Below are 19,666 nucleotides of genomic sequence, written 5' to 3' on the forward strand. Positions count from 1 at the left end.
ATTTCAGCCGAATACCGCCCATTAAGGTGAATGCCAATTCAAAAAAATCGGCTTTTGACCAGTCAGCCGGAGTTTCTGCTGTTTGTGCAAAGGTCTCGTCTTATAGATTCACAACGAAAAAATACTCACATGAGAGCAATTTTTGCTGCCCCAAGCCGGACTGGGCATGTTGCCCCGTTCGTAGCGTTTCCGTGTGGTTCAAAAATGTCACCGTCGGCAAAGCGTGAGTAATGGGGTAACATACCCCGTCACGCGTTAACGCCGCGTCCAATGTTTTTTGAGGGTAGCTCAGGGCATGCTCCATTGTTTTTTTGTTGGCAATGCCAAAATCACTTGGTTTAGGCTAAAATAGCGGCTTCGAATTCTTTCGTTACTTATGCACATAGGACAGTATCAGACAGCGTCAGGGATTTTGGGCGTTAGTGTAACGCACTCCATCACGCATCGGATTTCAACCCCCGTCCTTGCTAACTATATAGGCTATGTAGTGCCCCGATAAATAATAACGGGGCGATTACGGTCAACCCAACCGCAAAGTAAAATAGCAGGTCTTTGATGGCTCGCTTCAACGGCTTTAAGTAACCTAAGGCTAGTGTTACCAAAAAGGCGAACAAGGTAACGGCTACAGCGTAAGCCAATAACAGAGCTGCATCGTCTGTCGGTAAACTGAGATAAAACAGGATGTAAAGTAAGCCACAACAGTCCGCCAAAAACAGCGCTATTCCGTCCAAGCCCACTTCAGAACGGTTTTGACGGATAGCCGGGCCAAACGTGGCGGTCAATATCAACAGCACCCATAACGCCGTTTTATGCCAAAAGGCTTTATAAGAGGGTGCTATACGATGAATTTCGCCGGAATCATCATAAACTTCATAACCAATATAATCATTCTTATCTTCGTAAAAGAACGTGATATCCGAGCCACAACATAAACGCGTGAGCATTAACAACACCGGTTGAAAAGCAATAAACAACCAGAAGAGGCGATAGCATAAATAAAAAGTGTCATCCTTCTCAAACCAGCCTTTTTTGTAACAATAAAAAGCTATGGCTGTTGCGATTCCAATAAGTAAACAGAAAAAAAACCATATATATAATTCAGCCAGAAGTCCTTCTGTATATTCGCCGCCCATAGTCAAAAAATATTGGTTGAAATTTTCGGGAAATGGAGTCGAATCGAAGCTTCTAAAAATGCTGCCCCGATCCCACTCGAATGAGCAATACCAACTTTGCCTTGCGTAATCAACAATTAAACCTTGCTAAAGCAGAGCCATGCGTTTTATGCCACTTGCCTGCCGGTACTGTAGAGATTAACCTGACCTTATTGTTCGAGCGATAACATTTAAAATTAGTATTCTAAAAAAAAACGAAAACCAGCACCAAGCTAATGAAATTTAACCAGAAGGCAAGTTCAAATAACATATTTCTGGCAAGTTGTTTTACGCGCTGAAAAGAAGATAATTTTACCAAAATCATTATGGCAATTACGGTAAAACTGATTGCGCCAATAAACAAAATGACCGGACTGACTGCTGGTAAGGTGAAATAGAAAAACAAATAGACCAAGCCGCAACCATCCGCCATAAGCAACAAGACACCGCTAATACCGGCATCCGAACGATGTTGGTGAATCGCAGGTGCACATGTTGCCGTCAGGATAAACAGGACCCACATCGCCGTTTTGTGCCAATAGCCTATTTTGAAAGGGAATTCATCAAAGTAGTCTATATCTTCGCCTTCAAAAAAACCGTATTCATATAAATTTTCAACATGCCCGTAACTGTCTAAATTTCCGAAAATAGTTAACAAAACGAAATTGGTTTGCACAACTACTAAAGGGAGTAAAGCGATAAACAACCAGAAGCACCGCTGCCGAGAATAACCCCTATCTTCTACAAATTGGCTGCGCTTGTATTGGTAACGTGTAGCTATGACAGCGACGACATAAACAAGAATAGTACTGATTTTTTGTTCATATCCTGAAGAATAAACCACATACTCCATGCCAAATTCGCGTGGGCAAAACAAAGCGCAATCAGTAAAAAACAGTGCCAAAGCAAAAAATAAATACAGGTTTGGATCTGTGTAGGTTTTGGGTTTATCTGGCGCGACATGATGCTTGATGTGGTTTGGCATGTTAAACACAACTGAATTTTTACTGATCAAAAGGATTGGCATCAAGGTGCAGAAAGCGTTGTCTTGATGCCATTGGAAATGGGCAAGGACTTAAAAATTAAGGAGATAAAATAAACTAGCCTTCAACGTAAATGCATATTTTATTGTCCCTGTGCAGTATAAAGGTCTGTTAAAGAGGTATTACGAAACTTATTGATAATATAACTTAGGGTCATTGTTCTCTTTTGTATGCCGATGACCTTGCCAAAGCTGGTCTTCTTAAGAAATGGAATTGTTAAAACACCGTTCAGATAGGTCGCTGCGACACTTGACTTAGTAGCTGTCGACGCAAGCGAAAAAACATACGTGTACTTTCCGGTATTTGTTGGGTCGGACAAGGTCATGGATTTTGGGGCTCTAGTTGACCCCGTTAACACCACTGGAATAGTAATCACTGGATAACCAAGATCAAAACTTACACTGGGCATTCTTGCATAAAAAACTCGCAAAGCTACTTTATCAATGACGCTCAATACAGGGCTTTTAAGGCGATTGGGGTTGCAATACGCCATAATCGACTGATTATCATAGGCACCAATACGTAAATTACCGAAGATGAGCTGACCCAATACAGGGGAAGGGTCATTGGCTCCGCATGACAATCTTTGATAAACAAGTGGTTCATCAGTCCTATTTTGCTCGTGCGACATACCAAGAACGTGACCGAATTCATGAATGACGACAGCTTTGAAGCAATTTTCTTCACTAATTGATTGAGCTTTGCATCCTATAAATTTAGCATCATTTCTAGTATAAATTTGATTTTTAATCATATCAAAATCTAGAACGACACCGTAAACTAAGTTGGTTAAATTTTTACCCAATGCTTTAGTGTAGGGCGGTGGTAAATTTCCTATTGGTGTTTGAAGTGTAGCAGTTGAACTAACCAAAATTCTGATACCGGAAAAACTAACGCTAGCAAGAGGACACGTTCCCTTATCCGCGAAATATATCAAGGAAGCCGACCCGTTCCCCGTTGGGTTAGTGGTGAAATTTGTCACATCGCCCCAGGCCGTATTGGCGTAGTTTAGGGTATTTATTCGGCGCTGTTTCCAGGTTGGGTGATGAACGGTATCGCTGATGGTAGCCAAGTTTTCCCAACATACTGGAAGTTCATATTTATGGGTCTTCGTATTTAAAGTCAGCGTCCAAAGTTGGTTATCCCGAAAAAACGCCTTCGCCTTCGGCGTTGCAACAATGGGCTGGTTAACCGCCGCCTGGACGGAAACCGTTATTAACACAATGAGCAGGGTACAAACGGTGAGTTTTATTTTCATGTTAAGTAGCCTCGTATATGAGTTGCGTGGTTGGAGAACAGAACAAAAACAGCTCTACCGTACGGAGAAATTTTATTTATATCAACCTAAATATAACGTTAGTCTAGTGTCCCGACCCTTAGCAAATGCGAGGCTGCGGGATGAGGTTTGTAAAACGCCGCGTCCATTGTTTTTTTGTTGGCAATGCCAAAATCACTTGGTTTAGGCTAAAATAGCGGTTTCGAATTCTTTCGTCATTTATGCGCATAGACCACCATTGGCTTAGTGAAGCCAGCCACGTTCCTTCACCTAACGTTGATGACCGCGCAGATCCAGACGATATTTCTTTACTTGTTATCCACTGCATCAGCCTTCCGCCGGGCGAATTTGGTAATAACTGCATAGAACAGCTATTTTGTAATCAGCTTAACCCAGATGCGCATCCTTATTTTAAAGAAATTCATCAGCTTACGGTATCATCCCATCTAGTCATCAAAAGATCAGGAGAGATCGTGCAATATGTACCGTTTGACAAACGCGCTTGGCATGCTGGACAGTCTAGCTATGATGGGCGTGAGCAATGTAATGATTTTTCTATTGGGATAGAACTTGAAGGCACTGAGACTGTAGCTTATGCAGAAGCGCAATACCTTGAACTTGCCGCCATTGTTAAGACTCTACTGAACACTTACCCGAAGTTGACTGCCGAACGAATTGCTGGCCATAGTGACATTGCCCCCGGACGCAAAACAGACCCAGGCGAGTCATTTGACTGGCGGAAGTTTTATTGTTTATTGGCGTAGTGATGTCAGAAAGGTAAGATGAACAGGAATCCACTGAAATTAACTGTTGATAAAGAACTGATCCCCCCCATCAAACATATAGTCATAATTATGTTAGCGATTATCAAAAAAATGTTCTGTCAAAAACTTAGCCTGATATTTTTTGCGCTGATTTTGCCGTCCCTGTCATTTGCTGCTGATGGCACAAGTGTGCAACCTTTGGATTTGACTAAACATTGGGTGGGCTATCTGGCATTAGTGTTATTTGCTATCGCATACATTCTCGCAATGACCGAGGAAATAACTGACCTGCGTAAATCGAAGCCTATGGTGTTTGCGGCGAGCATGATTTGGGTGTTTATTGCCTCTGTTTATGCTTACGGCGGCATGAGCGAACAAGCTGGCGTTGCCTTTCGATCCTTCCTGACGGGTTATGCCGAATTATTTTTGTTTATTATGGTTTCAATGACTTACTTGAATGCCATGGAAGACCGTAGCGTATTTGAACGGCTTAGGGCTTGGTTGTTAAGCAAGAAATTCAGTTATCGGCAATTGTTCTGGATTACGGGTTTCCAAGCCTTTTTTATTTCATCAGCCTGTAACAACCTAACAACCGCCTTGTTGATGGGTTCGGTAATTGTGGCCTTGGGGAAGGGTAGCCCGCGTTTTGTCACGCTGTCATGTATTAACGTGGTCGTGGCGACCAATGCCGGTGGCTCGTTCAGTCCTTTTGGTGACATTACGACGCTATTGGCGTGGCAAAAAGGCGTTGTACCATTTGGTGATTTCTTTTCACTGTTGATTCCAGCACTTGTCAACTTGATTGTGCCAGCTTCTATTATGCACTTCTTTATTCCAAAGAATAGCCCCGAAGCATTGCTCGAATCGCAACCCATGAAACGGGGCGGATGGATTATCATCGGTCTATTCGTGTTGACCATTATTACTTCTGCCTGTTTCGAGAATTTCCTCAGTTTACCGCCCGCCGCAGGCATGATGTTGGGACTGACCTACCTGAAGTTTTTTAGCTATTACTTACAAAAAACATCTGCTATTCAAGATGATTCTGAAGCTGAAGAAGCTCAACCTGTAGCAATATCGGGGCAACGAACGAACAATTTGGCCGCATCGACAAGCAAGAATGCTGTTGGAGAAAAATCCAGTTACATTGACTATTTTGCCCCCATGAAAGTCATGAATACAGCACGATACAAAGCGGAAATGATAGATCAACCCTTTGATGTGTTTAATAAAGTCGCCAACCTGGAATGGGATACCTTGCTGTTTTTCTACGGCGTAATGATAGCTGTCGGCGGATTGAGTTTTATCGGTTATCTGACCGTAGCATCACAGATTTTATACGTAGGGCTTGATCCGACGGTGGCAAATGTTTTGGTCGGCATTGCCTCGGCTTTTGTTGATAACGGCACCATCATGCTGGCAGTTTTGACTATGGCACCCGATATTTCTCAGGGACAATGGTTATTGGTAACGTTGACAGCAGGTGTTGGCGGTAGTTTGTTGGCGGTCGGTTCCGCTGCGGGTGTCGGTTTAATGGGGCAAGCAAAAGGAATTTACACGTTTACCAGTCATTTAAAATGGACTCCCGCCATTGCTTTGGGGTATTTCGCCAGCATTGCCGCGCATTTTCTTTTGAATGGGCGTTATTTCTAAAAATAAATATTCCTGATTCATGTAGCATTCAGCCTACTGTTGATATTATTCAGCCAAGAATTTTAACCAATGGAGAAAAACATGAATATGCTGGCTAAAAAAATCGTTTCGTCGGTTCTGGTGATGTTGCTGTCTGCTTGTGCCTATCACCCAAATCATTACAATTCTTATCCAGGAAATGGCTCCTATTACCCCAGTTCCGGCTATGGTAATTATCAACAACAGTATCCTCACCACCACAGAGGGCATACTTCTCCTGGATACTGGGGTCAAGGTAGGCCGCAAGGCGGTCATCATTCTAATAATTATTACAACCGTCCCCAGCCAAACCAAGGCGGTGGTTGGTCAGGCCATCATGGGGATCACAACAACTACTCTAATCAAGGCGGCTGGCAAGGTCACAATAACCAACAAAGGTATGGGCATGGTGGTCATGGCTACAACCAAAACAACGGTGAACACCAACAACATTTCTCTGGCAGATAAGTTTTTCTTAAAAAACACTATCCCGCATTTCCCTCGCCAACTTATCATTACTCTGTGAAAAGACCTGCTTTCAGCGGGTCTTTTCTTATCTGATCGTGCTTTGATCATCATGCCATGAAACACAAAGCTGAGGTGAGTTTTTAGTCGCCAACGCTATCAAACCCAGCTTTTTTTATATACGTTCTACCTAAGCTATTGTTCTGCAATTGCTTTCAATAACATCGCCAAGGTGATTGCATTTGCCGGATGTATCGCCTAAACTTCCGGTCTGGTTTAATTGTCATTGTGATTTCGAGTGACCCCAATGCCTGATTTATCAGATCGCTTTAATAACAACTATAAAAAACATGCGATGGAAAATCGACTTATAACTCAACTAAAAAGCGGCGGCATTGGCCGTTTAATCAATATTGTCCAGACGCTGTTCGTCAGTTTCCTGCGAATCTGGTCTATCCCCATCGTGCTTCTGCTCAGCTTGGCATCAGGATTTACTACGTTTTATGGGATGTCCTACTTTATTACGCCCTGGATTGCGCTGATCATTACCGTTGCGATTCAATCCATTATCGTCATTTGCTCATTTGAACTCGCGGGCATACACCTAAAAGCCAATCGGCTGCGCTATTTTAGCGTACTGACTTCGCTAATCATTGCTTTTGTGGCTTCGATGGCGTTTTCTTATTTCAAATTCTACGAAATTTCAGAACATGGCAGTATCCGCATCGAACGCATTAATGAAGTCGGCAATCAAGTCGATGAATATTTAAAAAAACTGGTCGTGGTAAAAAGCAGTTTGTTAGCGCAACAGAAGCAGGAACTGGAAAAACTGGCTAAGGAAATGTCCCAAGCTTATTTCGGCAACCATCCTGATATTCCATCACAATACAAAAACCAAGTGGGTGAAGGTCCTGTCTGGCGGCATATTAAGGCAGTCCATCAGGAAAAACAGGTGCAGTTAACGCAACTCGAACAACAATTCAGCCTGATTGACCAGTCCACTGCTACGCTCCAGGCTAGCCTTAACAAACTGGATAGTGACCTTACCCATAGCGAGCAAGCTTATCAGGAGGTATCCCAGAGCTTACATAAGGTGCAACTGGAGTTTAACCAGCTAACCGCCAAGTACCGCACCGATTTGCCCTCTGCGCCAGTGTTGATGACGTATTCGCAGTTTACGGAAACCGTCAAACCTTCCGTTAATAACCTGCCAAAATTCACCTTGTTTCCCTTGATTATCGCGGGGATGGTGGATTTTTTTACCGTATTGTTATCTTATCGACTGGAGTTTTCAGCGCCTGGCCCATTGACTGAACGAGAGGAAGAGCTAGTTTTTGAATGCCTCAAACAATTTAGCGAATTCCGCATTAATGAAAATGATGCCGTGGAAATTATCATTGAAAAAACCGACATCGAACGCGCCCGACATTATGTCGATTGGCCGCGCATGTTCGCCGTCGGCCTACTGTTAAGCCGTGGTTTTTTGCGTAAGGTAGATGATCGACGTGTGGAATTTGCACCGAATCTTTACCCGTTAATCGCCGAGAAAATGGGCGATAAATTGCAACAAATCAAAGCTCAGACCGCCATGAAAAACAGCGCACGTAACGGTTAAGGCATGAACACTGATAATCCACCAATTGAAAAATCACCATTAGAGCAATGGTTGGCCGAAATCAGCACGGAAGCCGATGCGCTCAGCCAAACTTGGGATCCTGGCTTTGACGGTGGCCGGCAAATCGTCATCGCGCGCTTGGGGCCGTTTCAAAAATCCTACCTGCGTCCACCGCTGTTTAACGCGCGGTTTTATCATCGCACCTTTCCTCTCCCTGTTGATGAATGGCGATTTAACACTCAAATTAAGCTCTATGGCGATTTTTGCATTGTCGATGCGCTGCTGACCATCCGCTATCAGGCTTCGATAAAATACGCCCAAACCAATAGCGATGCCTTACCCAACATCAATCAGCACATAAAGGCGCGTTGCGAGGGCTTGATAAGAGATGCCGTCGATCAAGAACTTCGTAAATTGGCCAATGGCGACTGGGTAGAACAAGGCTTATCGTCCGTGGAACGGCGCGTAGAAACCGCAATCAACGAAACCCTGACCCTGCAAAGCGTCCAGTGCCGTGCCTTATGTGAAATGCTGACCACTTTTTCCGAAACACCGGATCCCAACAAATTAGACAGTCGCTTTGCCCATGACGATATTTATCTAAAAATATTAAAGAAGAACTTTGAAACCCAGGAGCATCAAAACAAGGAACGCTTGCGCCAAGAACTGGTCCTGGAGCAACAACGGTTGGAACGCCAGCAACGCCTGATCGACCAGTATAATCAAGAACAAGCGTTGCACCGCATCGAACAAGAACAGGCCTCGCTTAACCTTAAGCGTCGCTTGGAAGAGCAGGAACGGCAACTGAATGAGCAATTTCTTATCGAGGAACGACTCCACAGGGAGCAGGTTTACCACGAACAGAACTTAAAACGGTTGGAGCAAGAGGCTTCAGCACTAGCAAAACTGGAAATTCAGACCAGCCAGCTTGAAAATGAGCAACAATTACTGCAAGAACGACTGCAACACCAACATCGTATTAAGGAAATTCAACTCGCTGCTGAAATAACCGACTTTGAAAAAAACCAGGAAGCCTGGAATACCAGTCACGAACGGCTAAGAATTGAAAAAATAGAACAAGAAAAACGGCTTAAACAATTGGAAAATGAAGCCTCATTGGCCTTACTCGATACCCACCAAAGTGAGGAGCAAAAATTACAAGAACGCCTACTCATGGAAAAAATGCTGCATGAAAGCCGCCTCAAAGACATGGAGCTGGAAATGCAAATCCAGGAACACGAAAAACGCTACACCGCCACCCAACAACTGGACAATTACCTGCGCCGCGATATTGAGCTATTAGTCCTGGAAAAACACCGCGGCGAATTGCTGCAAGAAGTTAAAAAAACCAAACACGATGAGTTTCCTGCCCTCAATTCGCCTGCACATCCAGAAGATAACAGCGATTTGTAATCGGCTGAATTTTACTAGCTAGGCTCTTGAACCTTGGCGTAAGGCATATTTGTATTAAAATCTATCAAATGTCACCGTTGATTTAGAGCACATTCACTATCGGTTCGCCAACTCAAACACTAGTTTTTTACCTTGATTTGAGTAAAGCTCTAATTGTGTTACCGACACCTTATATCGCCAGATATTTGTAAGCATCTCAAAAAGTTATTCTAAGAGTCCCCTCAATCTAGCCCTCTCTCTTTGGAGAAGGTAACAATGAAAACTTATTGAGATAATTGTCGATCATTTTTTGAATTGGCATCAATAGCTTTATCCAAAGCAACCAAATCTTGCTCGCTTAAATTATCGGAAACGTGCTTGCTCGACACAGAGAAGAAACGGCCAACCTGTTTTCAACCGCATAATAATACCTTTTAATCCCACAAAACGGTGATTTCGCCCTACCTCCATTGCGGCTATGCAGTGGATTTGCCATAGTAGCAGTAAGGCTCGTTGAAGTCAGACCCTTATTTCAAACAATAGTCCTCGAGGAAGCTATGTTCTACTGCCATTTCGCACAAATAATTTACGTTCAAGTATCAGCTAATCAGCTAACAGTACGAGACCCAAAAACGGGTGAATCATTTACTGATACTCCAGAAATCGCAATCACCAACGACCACCCTAATTACCTGTCTATGGGCAACGACGCACGTGCACATGAATCGTTAGTGTCCGTCAAAATTATTAAGCCATTCGCGCATCCTCGATCCATGGCATCGAGCTGTACCCTTGGTGAGGCGGTGCTAAAAGCATTTATTCTACGTATAAAACGTAGGTCGGTTTTGAGCTTAGGCTTAGCACCCGCAATCATCATGCATCTAATGGACATTCCCATTGGGGGCTTCACTGAAGTTGAGGCACGCGTGTTCTATGAAATGGCTATAAGTGCAGGGGAAACTTATAAAAGTAAGGTGACTGTCTGGCAAGGCCAAAACCTCAGCGATCAAGAGCTTCTTTCTGGAAAATTCCCAAGCAGTAGCTTTGGTAAGGTACTGATGTCACGTCGTGACTATGTTGATATGCTGTCATAATGCGCGGTGTATCAACTCACCCATATTCAATACTGAAACTAAGGGCATTGTTAAAACAATATAGTATCCACTTTTATGTACTTGGAAAGATTGATCTAAAAAATAATTTCTATGCTTATTTAGCAATACCTTAGTTCCTACGAGGAAAGCTGTAGTTTGATTACCCACTGTATTTCACATAGCTCCACTATTTTTAATAGCTTCTTTAAATTTACCAAAAAAAATGCCCCCAATAGGCAATTCAGTCGAATTATTTTTAAATTGAAGGATGTAATTATCTTCTTTATCAGGATCAAGCTTAAATCCACTAACATATTTTAGATTAACGATAGTTTTCTTGTGGGTTTGTACAAAATAAGGTAGCTCGTGTTCTAACCAGCTTTTGAGTGTGATATTGACACCCTTTAGCACCTCACCATTAACCAAGTGCACTGTCGCTTCATCGGAACAAACATACAAGATTTCATCGGGTGTTAAAAATTTAGTCGGTTTTGTTTTTTCAACATGTCCATCCGCAGCTAATCCAACCTTTTTGTATCTAATCTCAATAAGTGTATTTCTTTTGTTAACAGGGCGATCTTTGCGTATCCTATCCAATAGCATATCTACATCAACCTGTCCAAACGGCTTAAGTAAATAACCAACTGGCTTAATCCTATTGATTGCTTCAATAGCATGTTCCTTCTTACCTGTCGCAAAAATGATCCACGGTGGATTAAGCATATTATTTAACGCAAAACCAAAATCTAAACCGGCGCGATTACTTTCAGTTTCAATATCGATGTCCAAAAATACCCCGTCTATACTGTCGTCTTGCTGGATAAGTTGTTTGGCTTGCGAAATGTTTTCTGCTTCACCGACAATCTCAAAATCAAAATGTCTCGATGTAAGGCAATTCCTTAAACCTAACCGCGCTAACGGTTCATCATCCACCAAAATCACCCGCCATTTATTTACCATGCTTTACTCCGCTTAGGTAATGTTAAAAGTACTTCCGTATTTATTCCCAACTGGCTACGTATCTCCAGGGTTGCCCGACCATCAAATGCCAGATTAAGGCTTTCACGCATTTGATACAGCGCACTACCACCACCACGATCAGATTGTACTATCTGTTTGCCAAGTTGTTCCAAGCGTTCTGGAGAAATACCGCAGCCATTATCTTGCACCGATAATTGCAAGCTATCGCCGTGATCGGTAGCTTTAAGCGTGATTTCCAACAGTCCTTCCTTGCCTCGCCTGCCATGAAACAATGCATTTTCTGCCAGCGTTTGCAGGCTGCGTGGCAAAATATAACACGTCATCAAATTATCAGGAATTTCTACCATTAAACGGAATTTGCCAGGAAAACGTAGGTTTTGGAAATCCAAATAGTATTTCAATTGCGCTAATTCTTCTGCTAAGGAAATGGAGTTGGCGCAGGCCGTTTGCCGCGTGCTATCCATAAATCGCGCCAGTTTTGCCACGTATTCGGTTGCTGTTTTGGGATCAATACTGATCAGCGTCTTAATGGCATTGAAGGTATTATTGAGAAAATGCGGCTCTATCTGTGCGTGTAAAGCACGTAACTCAGCTTGTTGCGCTTGCAATTTTAAGCGGTCACTGTCTAAGTCTTTTATCACCATAAAAAACAACAAGCAACCTAAGCTGTTGACGGGCAATATCAGCGGGAAGAGATTTTTTACCAGCGCGACCGCATTGGCATGAGGCTCAATCAGACAGAGCAGCACTACCTGTTGCAAACAGGTACTCAGTATAGAAACAATTAATACTCCTTTAATTGTGACCGTCCATTCAGGCCAAAACCGCCTAACTAATCCTGCACTTAGTCCCTGTAGTACGGTTGCTGCGCCACCGCCTATACCGGCAAAACCACCCACATCATAACGCTCCCAGCCAGCCAATAAACCGGCACCTAAACCTACCCATGGGCCACCAAACAAACCTGCGGCTTGTATCAAAAGATCTCGAAAACCAAAAATGGCATACGAATCCTCTATCGCTTTAAAGCCAGAGACCCATTCAATGATTTTGCCACCCTGGTTAATATCCACTATAAGACCACTGTGAGTGCCGATAATAGCCAGTACGCCAAAAAACACTGCCGTACATAATTGGTATTGCCAACACTCGTTTACGTTGCTTAAGGCTCGTCTTAAAAAAGTGACCCGCATGGAGACAAAGGCTACCATCAGCACTACGCACACTCGTTCCAGCAACTCAAGCGCATTGTTTAACAAATCCACAAAATATCCGTCATTCAAAAAATCCATCGCTTCTATTCTGTTGTTAGTAATGGGCTTATCTTAGCAGGGCGGAGATTATTTAGCGTGGAGTTTAATCACGCAAAACCGTCCATACGAAAGGGGAATCCCCCCATTTGAGCAGGGAGACAAAACGTGATGATTTATTTAGTCGATAATTAAAGTTAGTTGATGCACTGAAAAAACGGATGACTGCAATATGAACAACAAATCCAAAATAGCCTTGGTTGTTTGGGATTTGTTTTTGCTTATTGATTCGGCTTTTTAATATTTGAACCGTTCGTGCTGAGTACGTCGAAGCACAATTAGCCTTTCGACAAGCCCAAGGCGGGCGGGAATTGTAGAGATCTTCAGCGGCAAGCCGCAAGACAGACTACATAAATCACACTGACTTATTTTTTCTTTGGAGACATAAATGGCTGATTTTGCTTATTTCGACGGTTGGTCTGTACTTATCTATCGGTTTGCCATAAATAATGCCGTGAAGAACAATCAGGTTGATGACTTTTTGGATGATTTGGCAACCTTGTGCAATTATCAACTGATTAATTCATTTGATAATAACCCTACCCTGCATCAACCCAAAACCGTGCTACTGTTTTTGGTCACATCGCTTTCGGACTTTGAAGCCTTGCGGGATATTAACTACCCAGAATTTATACCGAAGATAGTCAGCTATTTTTTCACACCAGCAGAATTTCACGCGATAGATTCGATAGATTTTCGGCGACCTTTCAAGGCACGTTTGTTTTACTTGGTTTACCCAGACCAGGAAATCACAGGCGATTTGATCTATGCCAGCCCTATCAAAGTATTCGATGCCATTTATGTTAGGACTATCCGAAATAAATTATGTGGAACAGTATTAGCCCACGACATAGAAGCTTACACTCAAATAAACCCGCAATCAGCCATCGCCGAGATGAGGGAAATAGGCTGGTATCTTAGAGATAAAGGCTTAAATCACTCGGATAGTTTTGCCGGTGCCTTAGCCATTCGGTTTGGCAAAGGGGCGATTATCAATGCATCAAAGACCGATAAATATCAAATTAGTAATAACAATATTTGTTATGTTGAAAATTATCGTCCTGAGACCAACGAAATTGAATACATCGGCCATTGTATGCCGTCATCAGAAAGTTTAGTGGCGAATTTAATTTTCCAGGAGTTTCCGGCTATAAATTTACTGCTTCATTTCCACCATAAGAAGATGACAAACTCACCTAAACTTGATTTTTATAAAACCAGCAAATATGTCTCTTACAGCATCGTTGAGGAAGCAAAAACCATAGTCGAAAAGCTACGCGAAACCGGCAATTTTGTCATCGCCTTCGGGCATGGCGAATTCTGTTTTACAGAAAATTTTGCCGAAGCACGGAAGGTGATCAGTAAAATTCAAAACTTAATAATTTAAGGGAAATACTGAGATGGCAAATACTAATGCACCCACCGTGTTATTTAGCTTTCAGCAAGACTTAGCGGAGCTGACACATAGGCGTGCTATTAAAACGGCATTTATCTTAGCCTTTGGCATTATATTGCTGAGCGTTTTAGGTTACCACGACCTGCTCCCCGATCCGCTCTTCTCTGGGCTTACTGTAATGGTACTATTGGTAGTAGGGTTATTCACTTTTTTCAATGTGGCTGATATTTACAGCGCATCAAAAGGCACTGGCGAGTGGTTAATACAAATCACTCCAGAAGAGTTTTTATGGCAATCGCCTGTTGGCATTGGGCAACAAAACTTTAGCGTAAAAGTGTCAGAAATATTAAAGTTGGTTGTAATTTATAACTCCAACAGAGAAGATGGCGCAGTTAATAATCACGGATATTACCTCATCAAGCATTGTGGCGAAGAGATTAAGCTCCAAGAAGTACAAAATCTCGATTTAGATGAGGTTTTTCTCGCCCTAGAAAAAGCAGGTGTTAAATGTCTGCGATGACAAGCCCTATTCCCTCAACCCTATTATTTAGTGCCTAAATTTATTTAACTATCAGCCAAAATTTTTATCGGGAAACGCAAATCCATGAAAATACTATCCTATTTAAACCCTATATTTGCCATGTCAGCGCATCCAGAAACCTTAACGGAAGAGGGTCAAAAACAGCCTTTGCTCAACATTTTACTTTTTATTATTTAATGGGAAAACACAAAATGAACAACAATAAAACAAGCAGGTTATCGGCGATTTTTGGCATTCTGCTAAGCGTTTTCGCCTTACAGGCGCAATCTGACTGCGGCTCTTTTGAGGATTTTGTCGATAATAAAGATGGCACAGTTACCGACCCTCGCTTTGGCACAATCTGGAAGCGCTGCGCAGAAGGTGCGGAATTTGATGGCAAGTCATGTAGCGGTAAAGCCTTATCAACAAATTGGTATGAAGCTGCTGAGGCTGCAAAAGCTAGCCGCTTTTTAGGCAAAGATGATTGGCGCATTCCTACTTTAATAGAATTTTATGGTATCACAGGACATAAACCTGGTTTATTTGAAGACTGTAAAATGGGTTATTACAACGAGCCCAATGACATTGCTGTGAGTAAAATGCTATCGGCGGGATCTTATTGGTCCACTTCGCGCTCAAAAAATCAAGAAAACGGTAATTTAATAAAAGGCATCAACTTTAACGTTATCGATTTTGTAACTGGCGACTTTAGCCCCGTTGCGGCTGGTTACGATATACCTTATCGCTTAGTACGTGCTGGTGTGCCATCACCAACATCGGCTGGCAAACTCGAAAAGCAATTTGAGTTTGATCATGAATACGAAATCACTATTTTACCAGCTTTAAAAAAAATGCAGGCCACGGATAAAGCTTTACAAAAAATTCTTGTTAGTAAAGACCCTGAAGCCATGTACTCTTATACTCTCAGGGGATCCCAAGGTAGTTCGTTAGTTTTAGAGGCAATCATTTCACGCTTTCCCAACAGCCCATTTGCAGTGAAAGCGAGAGATAAAATGAATGATTTTGAAGCTTCATCTGCTAGTGCTCAACATACACTAACTGAAGATGCAGAAAGAGGAGCTCAGAAAGTGCGCGGCGAGATGGATGATTTCCATCGCCAACGGGCAGCTCAAGAAAATCAAACCAACCAAGATGAAGCCAATAGGCGTTGGGCGAATGACCCTATGAACCCAGCCAATGGGCATATGAGAGGCCAATAACAGTAGCTAACGTAGCTCACAGCAGTGGATTGCGCCAACAGGGGTTGCACGTCGTGTCGTCATTGGCAGCCCAACATCCGGCGCAATACGCCTAAAGGCTATTGCGCCTTACGGCCTTAGAATAGACACAATGAAAATAAATAGGCTTACCCTATTACTAGTCATCTTCGCATTGTCGGGATGTCAGGAGATACCCCGTGAATCCGATGTGTCGGGAGAAGCACAGGGAACTACTTACCACATCAAACTGGTTTTGGATGGTAAATCAACGTCGTTGAAGGAAATTCGGGGGCAAGTCTCAGCGACATTGGACGGAATCGATTCTAAATTATCGAACTACCGGAATGACTCCGAAATATCCCTTATCAACCAACAAGAGAACACTAATTGGCTCACAGTATCTCAAGAGATTACCGAGTTGTTGGTCATCGCGCATACAGTTTATGAGCGATCAAACGGCTGCTATGACCTCACCGTAAAGCCCTTGTTTGATCTGTGGGGTTTTTCTCGTCACGAAAACCGGATTCCTAGCCAGGATGAAATCAACGCTCTCCTGCCCCATCTGGGCATGTCGCTTCTGGAGGTGGATGAGGTCAACCAACGCATCAAAAAGAAAGATCCTAAGCTAAAAATTGATTTATCTTCCATTGCACAAGGTTACAGCGTGGGTAGGGTTGCTCGCCGCCTAGAGGAGATGGGCATAAAAAGCTATATGGTGGAAATAGGCGGAGAAATGATGGTTAAAGGCCGCAAAGCCAACGGCGATAATTGGCGGGTAGGCATTGAAACTCCCACGCCTTTTATCCGAAAGCTCCATAAGGTCATTAATGTCAAAGAACATGATGGTATGGCTATCATGACGGCTGGAACCTACAGGAATTTCTTCGAGGAAAACGGGCAAGCCTATTCCCACATACTGAATCCCAAGACCGGGCGACCAGTGACCCACCACCTACATTCGGTCACTGTGATGCACGACGATCCGACTTGGGCTGACGCTTGGGATACCGCCCTGCTCTGCGTGGGTGAGAAGGAGGCTGCTCGAATCGCGGAAGCGGAGAAGCTCAAGGTACTCCTGATCTATGACAAAGATAAAAAATTAAAGGAGCACATGAGTAAAGCCTTTACGGCTTCACAGTGACCTGCTTTTCTAGCAGATCAGCGATACTTTTTATACCAGAGGTTTTCAAATCGCCTGATAAGCCTGATTAACGTAATTTACCCCGACCTTTGTTGTCAGGTTCTTTCGTTACTTTGAAATGGTAATGGCGGGTGCACCCTGCCTCGCCAGATCGGTCATGGTCATTTGAAATATTTGGCACAAAAGCCTGAATCCCTCACGATTCCATTGATAACCCACTTCCGGTTTGAGTGTGTAATAGTGATCGTCAAACTGTACACTAATATTGTCACCCGATGGTTCATCCTCGCTAACCAGCAACGCCATAGTTTGAACCGGATTCTCGCTAACATTGGGAGTTTGCGGATACTTGCCAACGGCGTATTCTGGATCGTCGCTGATGGACTGACCAATAAAATTCAGCACATTATGAAAACTGCGTAAGCGAAAAACCCCATGTATCGGCCACTCTCCGCCAGGATAGCCGCGTCGGATATCGACACTGAGATCGTTAACCGCATATTGTTCGGCTTCTTCCTGTAAGCGGATACGCTCTTCATTAGTCAGTGAGGCCGGATCGTAATTAGTCAATAAAAATCGCCCAATCACCCTTTTAGTCAGTACGACTTGCTTGCGTTCAGCCTGATACACAACCTTGTACTCTTTCTGCAATGCTGACAATTGTTCCGCCGACAAGGATTCAGTAGGTAATGTCGATTGCTGGTCAAACATGAGCGGTTCTACGAAAAGTTTATTTTTATCCTGGATGGACGACAAATGCAGTACCGCTTGACGGAACAATTGATAACCTTTTGCATCGCGGGGTTTATTGAGATAAATGCCACTTTGTTTCCCATCGGAAAGCCGCAATTCGCTGGCAAGAAGACGTAAGATCAAATCGACATCGGCACCTTGCCGCAGCAGCATGGTCAGCTTGTTTTCCTGAAACGGAGCCAGCAAACGGCGGGTAAATTCCTCGCCTTCTATTGGGACGATGCTGATGGTTGGGTTTTCTGAGACAGTACCCCCAAATACCGGTGTCAATAACGAGCCGCTATTGCCGGTAAACGCCGGAGTTGCCCCAGCATTAAATTGAAAATTAAAGGTCGCAGCAATATTGGAAACACCGGTAAAATGCAGTGGTTGATGCTGGTGAGAACGGGCAATGTTCAACAGTATCAGTTTGGACAGAATGTCTGTTGTTGTCTTGTCGTATTCGATGACCGCGTGATCCAGTGCCATCGGTGAAAAACAACCTTGCAGACTGCATAAAACCAACATCGTAAGACATGTTGTAGTGGCCTTTGCTAACACAAAAAATTGATGGAATTTAAAAACCATGTGTTTCCTTTGAATGTAGTGACCTTAACGAATTTTAAGCACGTCTGATAGCATCAATAATTGCAGTGATAGGCGCAGCGACAACTCACAACCATCCTTTTCGCTTAAAAAACCAATAAGGAGCAATCCCCGCCAAAACGATTAATACCAGTGCGCCTGGATAACCCAACTTTAGATCGAGTTCCGGCATGTGTTGGAAATTCATGCCATAAATACTGGCCACTAGGGTAGGAGGCAAAAATACTACAGCAGCAATAGAAAAGATTTTAATGATTTTGTTCTGGGCAATATTGATAAAACCCTGAGTCGAGTCCATCAAGAAATTGATCTTATCAAACAAAAAGGTCGTATGTGACATCAGTGTATCCACGTCGCGCATGATCTCCCGTGCTGTTTCCTGTAGATCAGGATCATGGCGCAGATGCCTTTGCAGAAAGGAGATGGAGCGTTGCGTGTCCATCAGACATAGGCGAATCTTGCCATTACTGTCTTCCAGTTTGGCTAGTTGATCGATCGCGTCTTCAAGATCGGAGTTCACAACTTCCAGTACTAAATAGCCAACATCTTCCAGCTTACGATGAATGTCTTCCAAGGCATCAGCGAGATTTTCAACTTTCTGCTCAAACATTATAACCAGTAACTCTTGGGGTGAATTAGCTCTTACTTGTCCGTGCCGAGCGCGCATACGAAGCAAGCGAAAATCGGCCAGATTACCTTCACGCAACGTTATTAAGCGCTCTTTTTGCAAAATAAAAGCGACCGTAACGGTATTGTGCCGTCCCTCGCTTTGTGCAATAAACAATGAACGTACATGAATACCGATGTTGTCAGTAAAGTAGCGTGCAGAAGACTCAATTTCCTCCACATCTTCCGATTCGGGCAATGTGGTACGTAGAAAGGCTTGTAGTTGGGAGCGTTCATTATCGCTGGGATCGTGGGCATCAATCCAGCCGGCTGTAGCCACCGAAAGTTTGAGCGGGTCTTCTGGAAGGGCTTGCTCTTTAAGCATCCCGTTGTCGAAATTGAATAGTCTTAACATTAGCGCTTTTTCTTAGTATTAGGCGGTTAAGGAGCGGTAGTAATTGAACTTAATAACGGGCTAGGTACTTGCCAAATTACCTTTAGCGTATTTCATGTAAACCAAAAACACGGGCATTAATCCACAAATTCACGGCAATGCTGATTACATAACTAATCAAAAAACCCTATGTGCAACTCATTTGGTAGCCAAAGATATAGTCCTCTTTAGCTTGCCGATGCAGCGCATAGTAATTATAAATCGTAAACCAGACGATAGCCGATCTAAA

Annotated in this window: 19 protein-coding genes; 12 read left to right on the forward strand and 7 right to left on the reverse strand. The window is 43.2% G+C overall.

Going from position 1 to position 19,666, the window contains the following annotated elements; all coding sequences use genetic code 11:
- Positions 1–227: hypothetical protein (locus ABL924_RS05620; protein ID WP_349026092.1), on the forward strand; the 227-nt coding region annotated here is incomplete at its 5' end.
- A 240-nt stretch (positions 228–467) separates the two neighbouring features.
- On the opposite strand, the gene ABL924_RS05625 is transcribed toward ABL924_RS05620, so the two are convergent.
- A complete protein-coding gene (locus ABL924_RS05625; protein ID WP_349026093.1) occupies positions 468–944 on the reverse strand; it encodes a hypothetical protein in 477 nt (158 codons plus the stop codon).
- Between the two features lie 269 nt (positions 945–1,213).
- Here ABL924_RS05625 and ABL924_RS05630 point away from each other — a divergent pair, with 269 nt between their 5' ends.
- Positions 1,214–1,339 carry a hypothetical protein gene (locus tag ABL924_RS05630; protein ID WP_349026094.1) on the forward strand — a complete coding sequence of 42 codons (126 nt, stop codon included), beginning with the start codon at positions 1,214–1,216 and terminating at the stop codon, positions 1,337–1,339.
- Between the two features lie 17 nt (positions 1,340–1,356).
- Here ABL924_RS05630 and ABL924_RS05635 read toward each other — a convergent pair whose 3' ends face one another.
- Entirely contained in the window at positions 1,357–2,178 is an 822-nt protein-coding gene (locus ABL924_RS05635) for a hypothetical protein (RefSeq protein ID WP_349026095.1), read from the reverse strand.
- A 98-nt stretch (positions 2,179–2,276) separates the two neighbouring features.
- Positions 2,277–3,452 carry a M12 family metallopeptidase gene (locus tag ABL924_RS05640; protein WP_349026096.1) on the reverse strand — a complete coding sequence of 392 codons (1,176 nt, stop codon included), beginning with the start codon at positions 3,450–3,452 and terminating at the stop codon, positions 2,277–2,279.
- Positions 3,453–3,691: 239 nt separating this feature from the next.
- On the opposite strand from ABL924_RS05640, the gene ampD reads away from it, so the two are divergent.
- From ampD to ABL924_RS05670, 6 genes are all read left to right on the forward strand, one after another.
- Entirely contained in the window at positions 3,692–4,234 is a 543-nt protein-coding gene (gene ampD / locus ABL924_RS05645; protein ID WP_349026097.1) for a 1,6-anhydro-N-acetylmuramyl-L-alanine amidase AmpD, read from the forward strand.
- Positions 4,235–4,345: 111 nt separating this feature from the next.
- On the forward strand, positions 4,346–5,887 hold the full coding sequence (nhaD, locus tag ABL924_RS05650) for a sodium:proton antiporter NhaD (protein ID WP_349026142.1): 1,542 nt from the start codon (positions 4,346–4,348) through the stop codon (positions 5,885–5,887).
- A gap of 81 nt (positions 5,888–5,968) precedes the next feature.
- Entirely contained in the window at positions 5,969–6,373 is a 405-nt protein-coding gene (locus tag ABL924_RS05655; protein ID WP_349026098.1) for a hypothetical protein, read from the forward strand.
- A 304-nt stretch (positions 6,374–6,677) separates the two neighbouring features.
- The gene (locus tag ABL924_RS05660; protein ID WP_349026099.1) at positions 6,678–7,985 is read left to right on the forward strand and encodes a hypothetical protein; all 1,308 of its coding nucleotides are present in this window, start codon (positions 6,678–6,680) and stop codon (positions 7,983–7,985) included.
- 3 nt (positions 7,986–7,988) lie between these two features.
- The gene (locus tag ABL924_RS05665; protein WP_349026100.1) at positions 7,989–9,398 is read left to right on the forward strand and encodes a hypothetical protein; all 1,410 of its coding nucleotides are present in this window, start codon (positions 7,989–7,991) and stop codon (positions 9,396–9,398) included.
- 536 nt (positions 9,399–9,934) lie between these two features.
- Positions 9,935–10,471 carry a hypothetical protein gene (locus ABL924_RS05670; RefSeq protein ID WP_349026101.1) on the forward strand — a complete coding sequence of 179 codons (537 nt, stop codon included), beginning with the start codon at positions 9,935–9,937 and terminating at the stop codon, positions 10,469–10,471.
- A gap of 174 nt (positions 10,472–10,645) precedes the next feature.
- Here ABL924_RS05670 and ABL924_RS05675 read toward each other — a convergent pair whose 3' ends face one another.
- Together ABL924_RS05675 and ABL924_RS05680 are read right to left on the reverse strand one after the other, a co-directional pair.
- Positions 10,646–11,431 (reverse strand): response regulator transcription factor, encoded by a 786-nt coding sequence (locus ABL924_RS05675; protein WP_349026102.1) that lies wholly within the window; start codon positions 11,429–11,431, stop codon positions 10,646–10,648.
- Positions 11,425–12,744 (reverse strand): LytS/YhcK type 5TM receptor domain-containing protein, encoded by a 1,320-nt coding sequence (locus ABL924_RS05680; RefSeq protein ID WP_349026103.1) that lies wholly within the window; start codon positions 12,742–12,744, stop codon positions 11,425–11,427. The genes ABL924_RS05675 and ABL924_RS05680 overlap by 7 nt, the downstream gene beginning before the upstream one ends.
- A gap of 406 nt (positions 12,745–13,150) precedes the next feature.
- On the opposite strand from ABL924_RS05680, the gene ABL924_RS05685 reads away from it, so the two are divergent.
- From ABL924_RS05685 to ABL924_RS05700, 4 genes are all read left to right on the forward strand, one after another.
- Complete coding sequence (locus tag ABL924_RS05685) at positions 13,151–14,149, forward strand: hypothetical protein (RefSeq protein ID WP_349026104.1); 999 nt, start codon at positions 13,151–13,153, stop codon at positions 14,147–14,149.
- A gap of 13 nt (positions 14,150–14,162) precedes the next feature.
- A complete protein-coding gene (locus tag ABL924_RS05690; protein ID WP_349026105.1) occupies positions 14,163–14,678 on the forward strand; it encodes a hypothetical protein in 516 nt (171 codons plus the stop codon).
- 212 nt (positions 14,679–14,890) lie between these two features.
- Entirely contained in the window at positions 14,891–15,898 is a 1,008-nt protein-coding gene (locus tag ABL924_RS05695; RefSeq protein ID WP_349026106.1) for a DUF1566 domain-containing protein, read from the forward strand.
- A 130-nt stretch (positions 15,899–16,028) separates the two neighbouring features.
- On the forward strand, positions 16,029–17,039 hold the full coding sequence (locus tag ABL924_RS05700) for an FAD:protein FMN transferase (protein WP_349026107.1): 1,011 nt from the start codon (positions 16,029–16,031) through the stop codon (positions 17,037–17,039).
- Positions 17,040–17,147: 108 nt separating this feature from the next.
- On the opposite strand, the gene ABL924_RS05705 is transcribed toward ABL924_RS05700, so the two are convergent.
- Both ABL924_RS05705 and corA read right to left on the reverse strand, forming a co-directional pair.
- Positions 17,148–18,359 (reverse strand): hypothetical protein, encoded by a 1,212-nt coding sequence (locus tag ABL924_RS05705; protein WP_349026108.1) that lies wholly within the window; start codon positions 18,357–18,359, stop codon positions 17,148–17,150.
- An 85-nt stretch (positions 18,360–18,444) separates the two neighbouring features.
- Positions 18,445–19,398, reverse strand: coding sequence for a magnesium/cobalt transporter CorA (gene corA / locus ABL924_RS05710; RefSeq protein ID WP_349026109.1), 954 nt, complete (start codon positions 19,396–19,398; stop codon positions 18,445–18,447).
- Between the last annotated feature and the right edge of the window lie 268 nt (positions 19,399–19,666).

Origin of the sequence: Methyloglobulus sp., from assembly GCF_040079455.1 — a bacterium.
In the GTDB taxonomy this organism is placed as follows: domain Bacteria; phylum Pseudomonadota; class Gammaproteobacteria; order Methylococcales; family Methylomonadaceae; genus Methyloglobulus.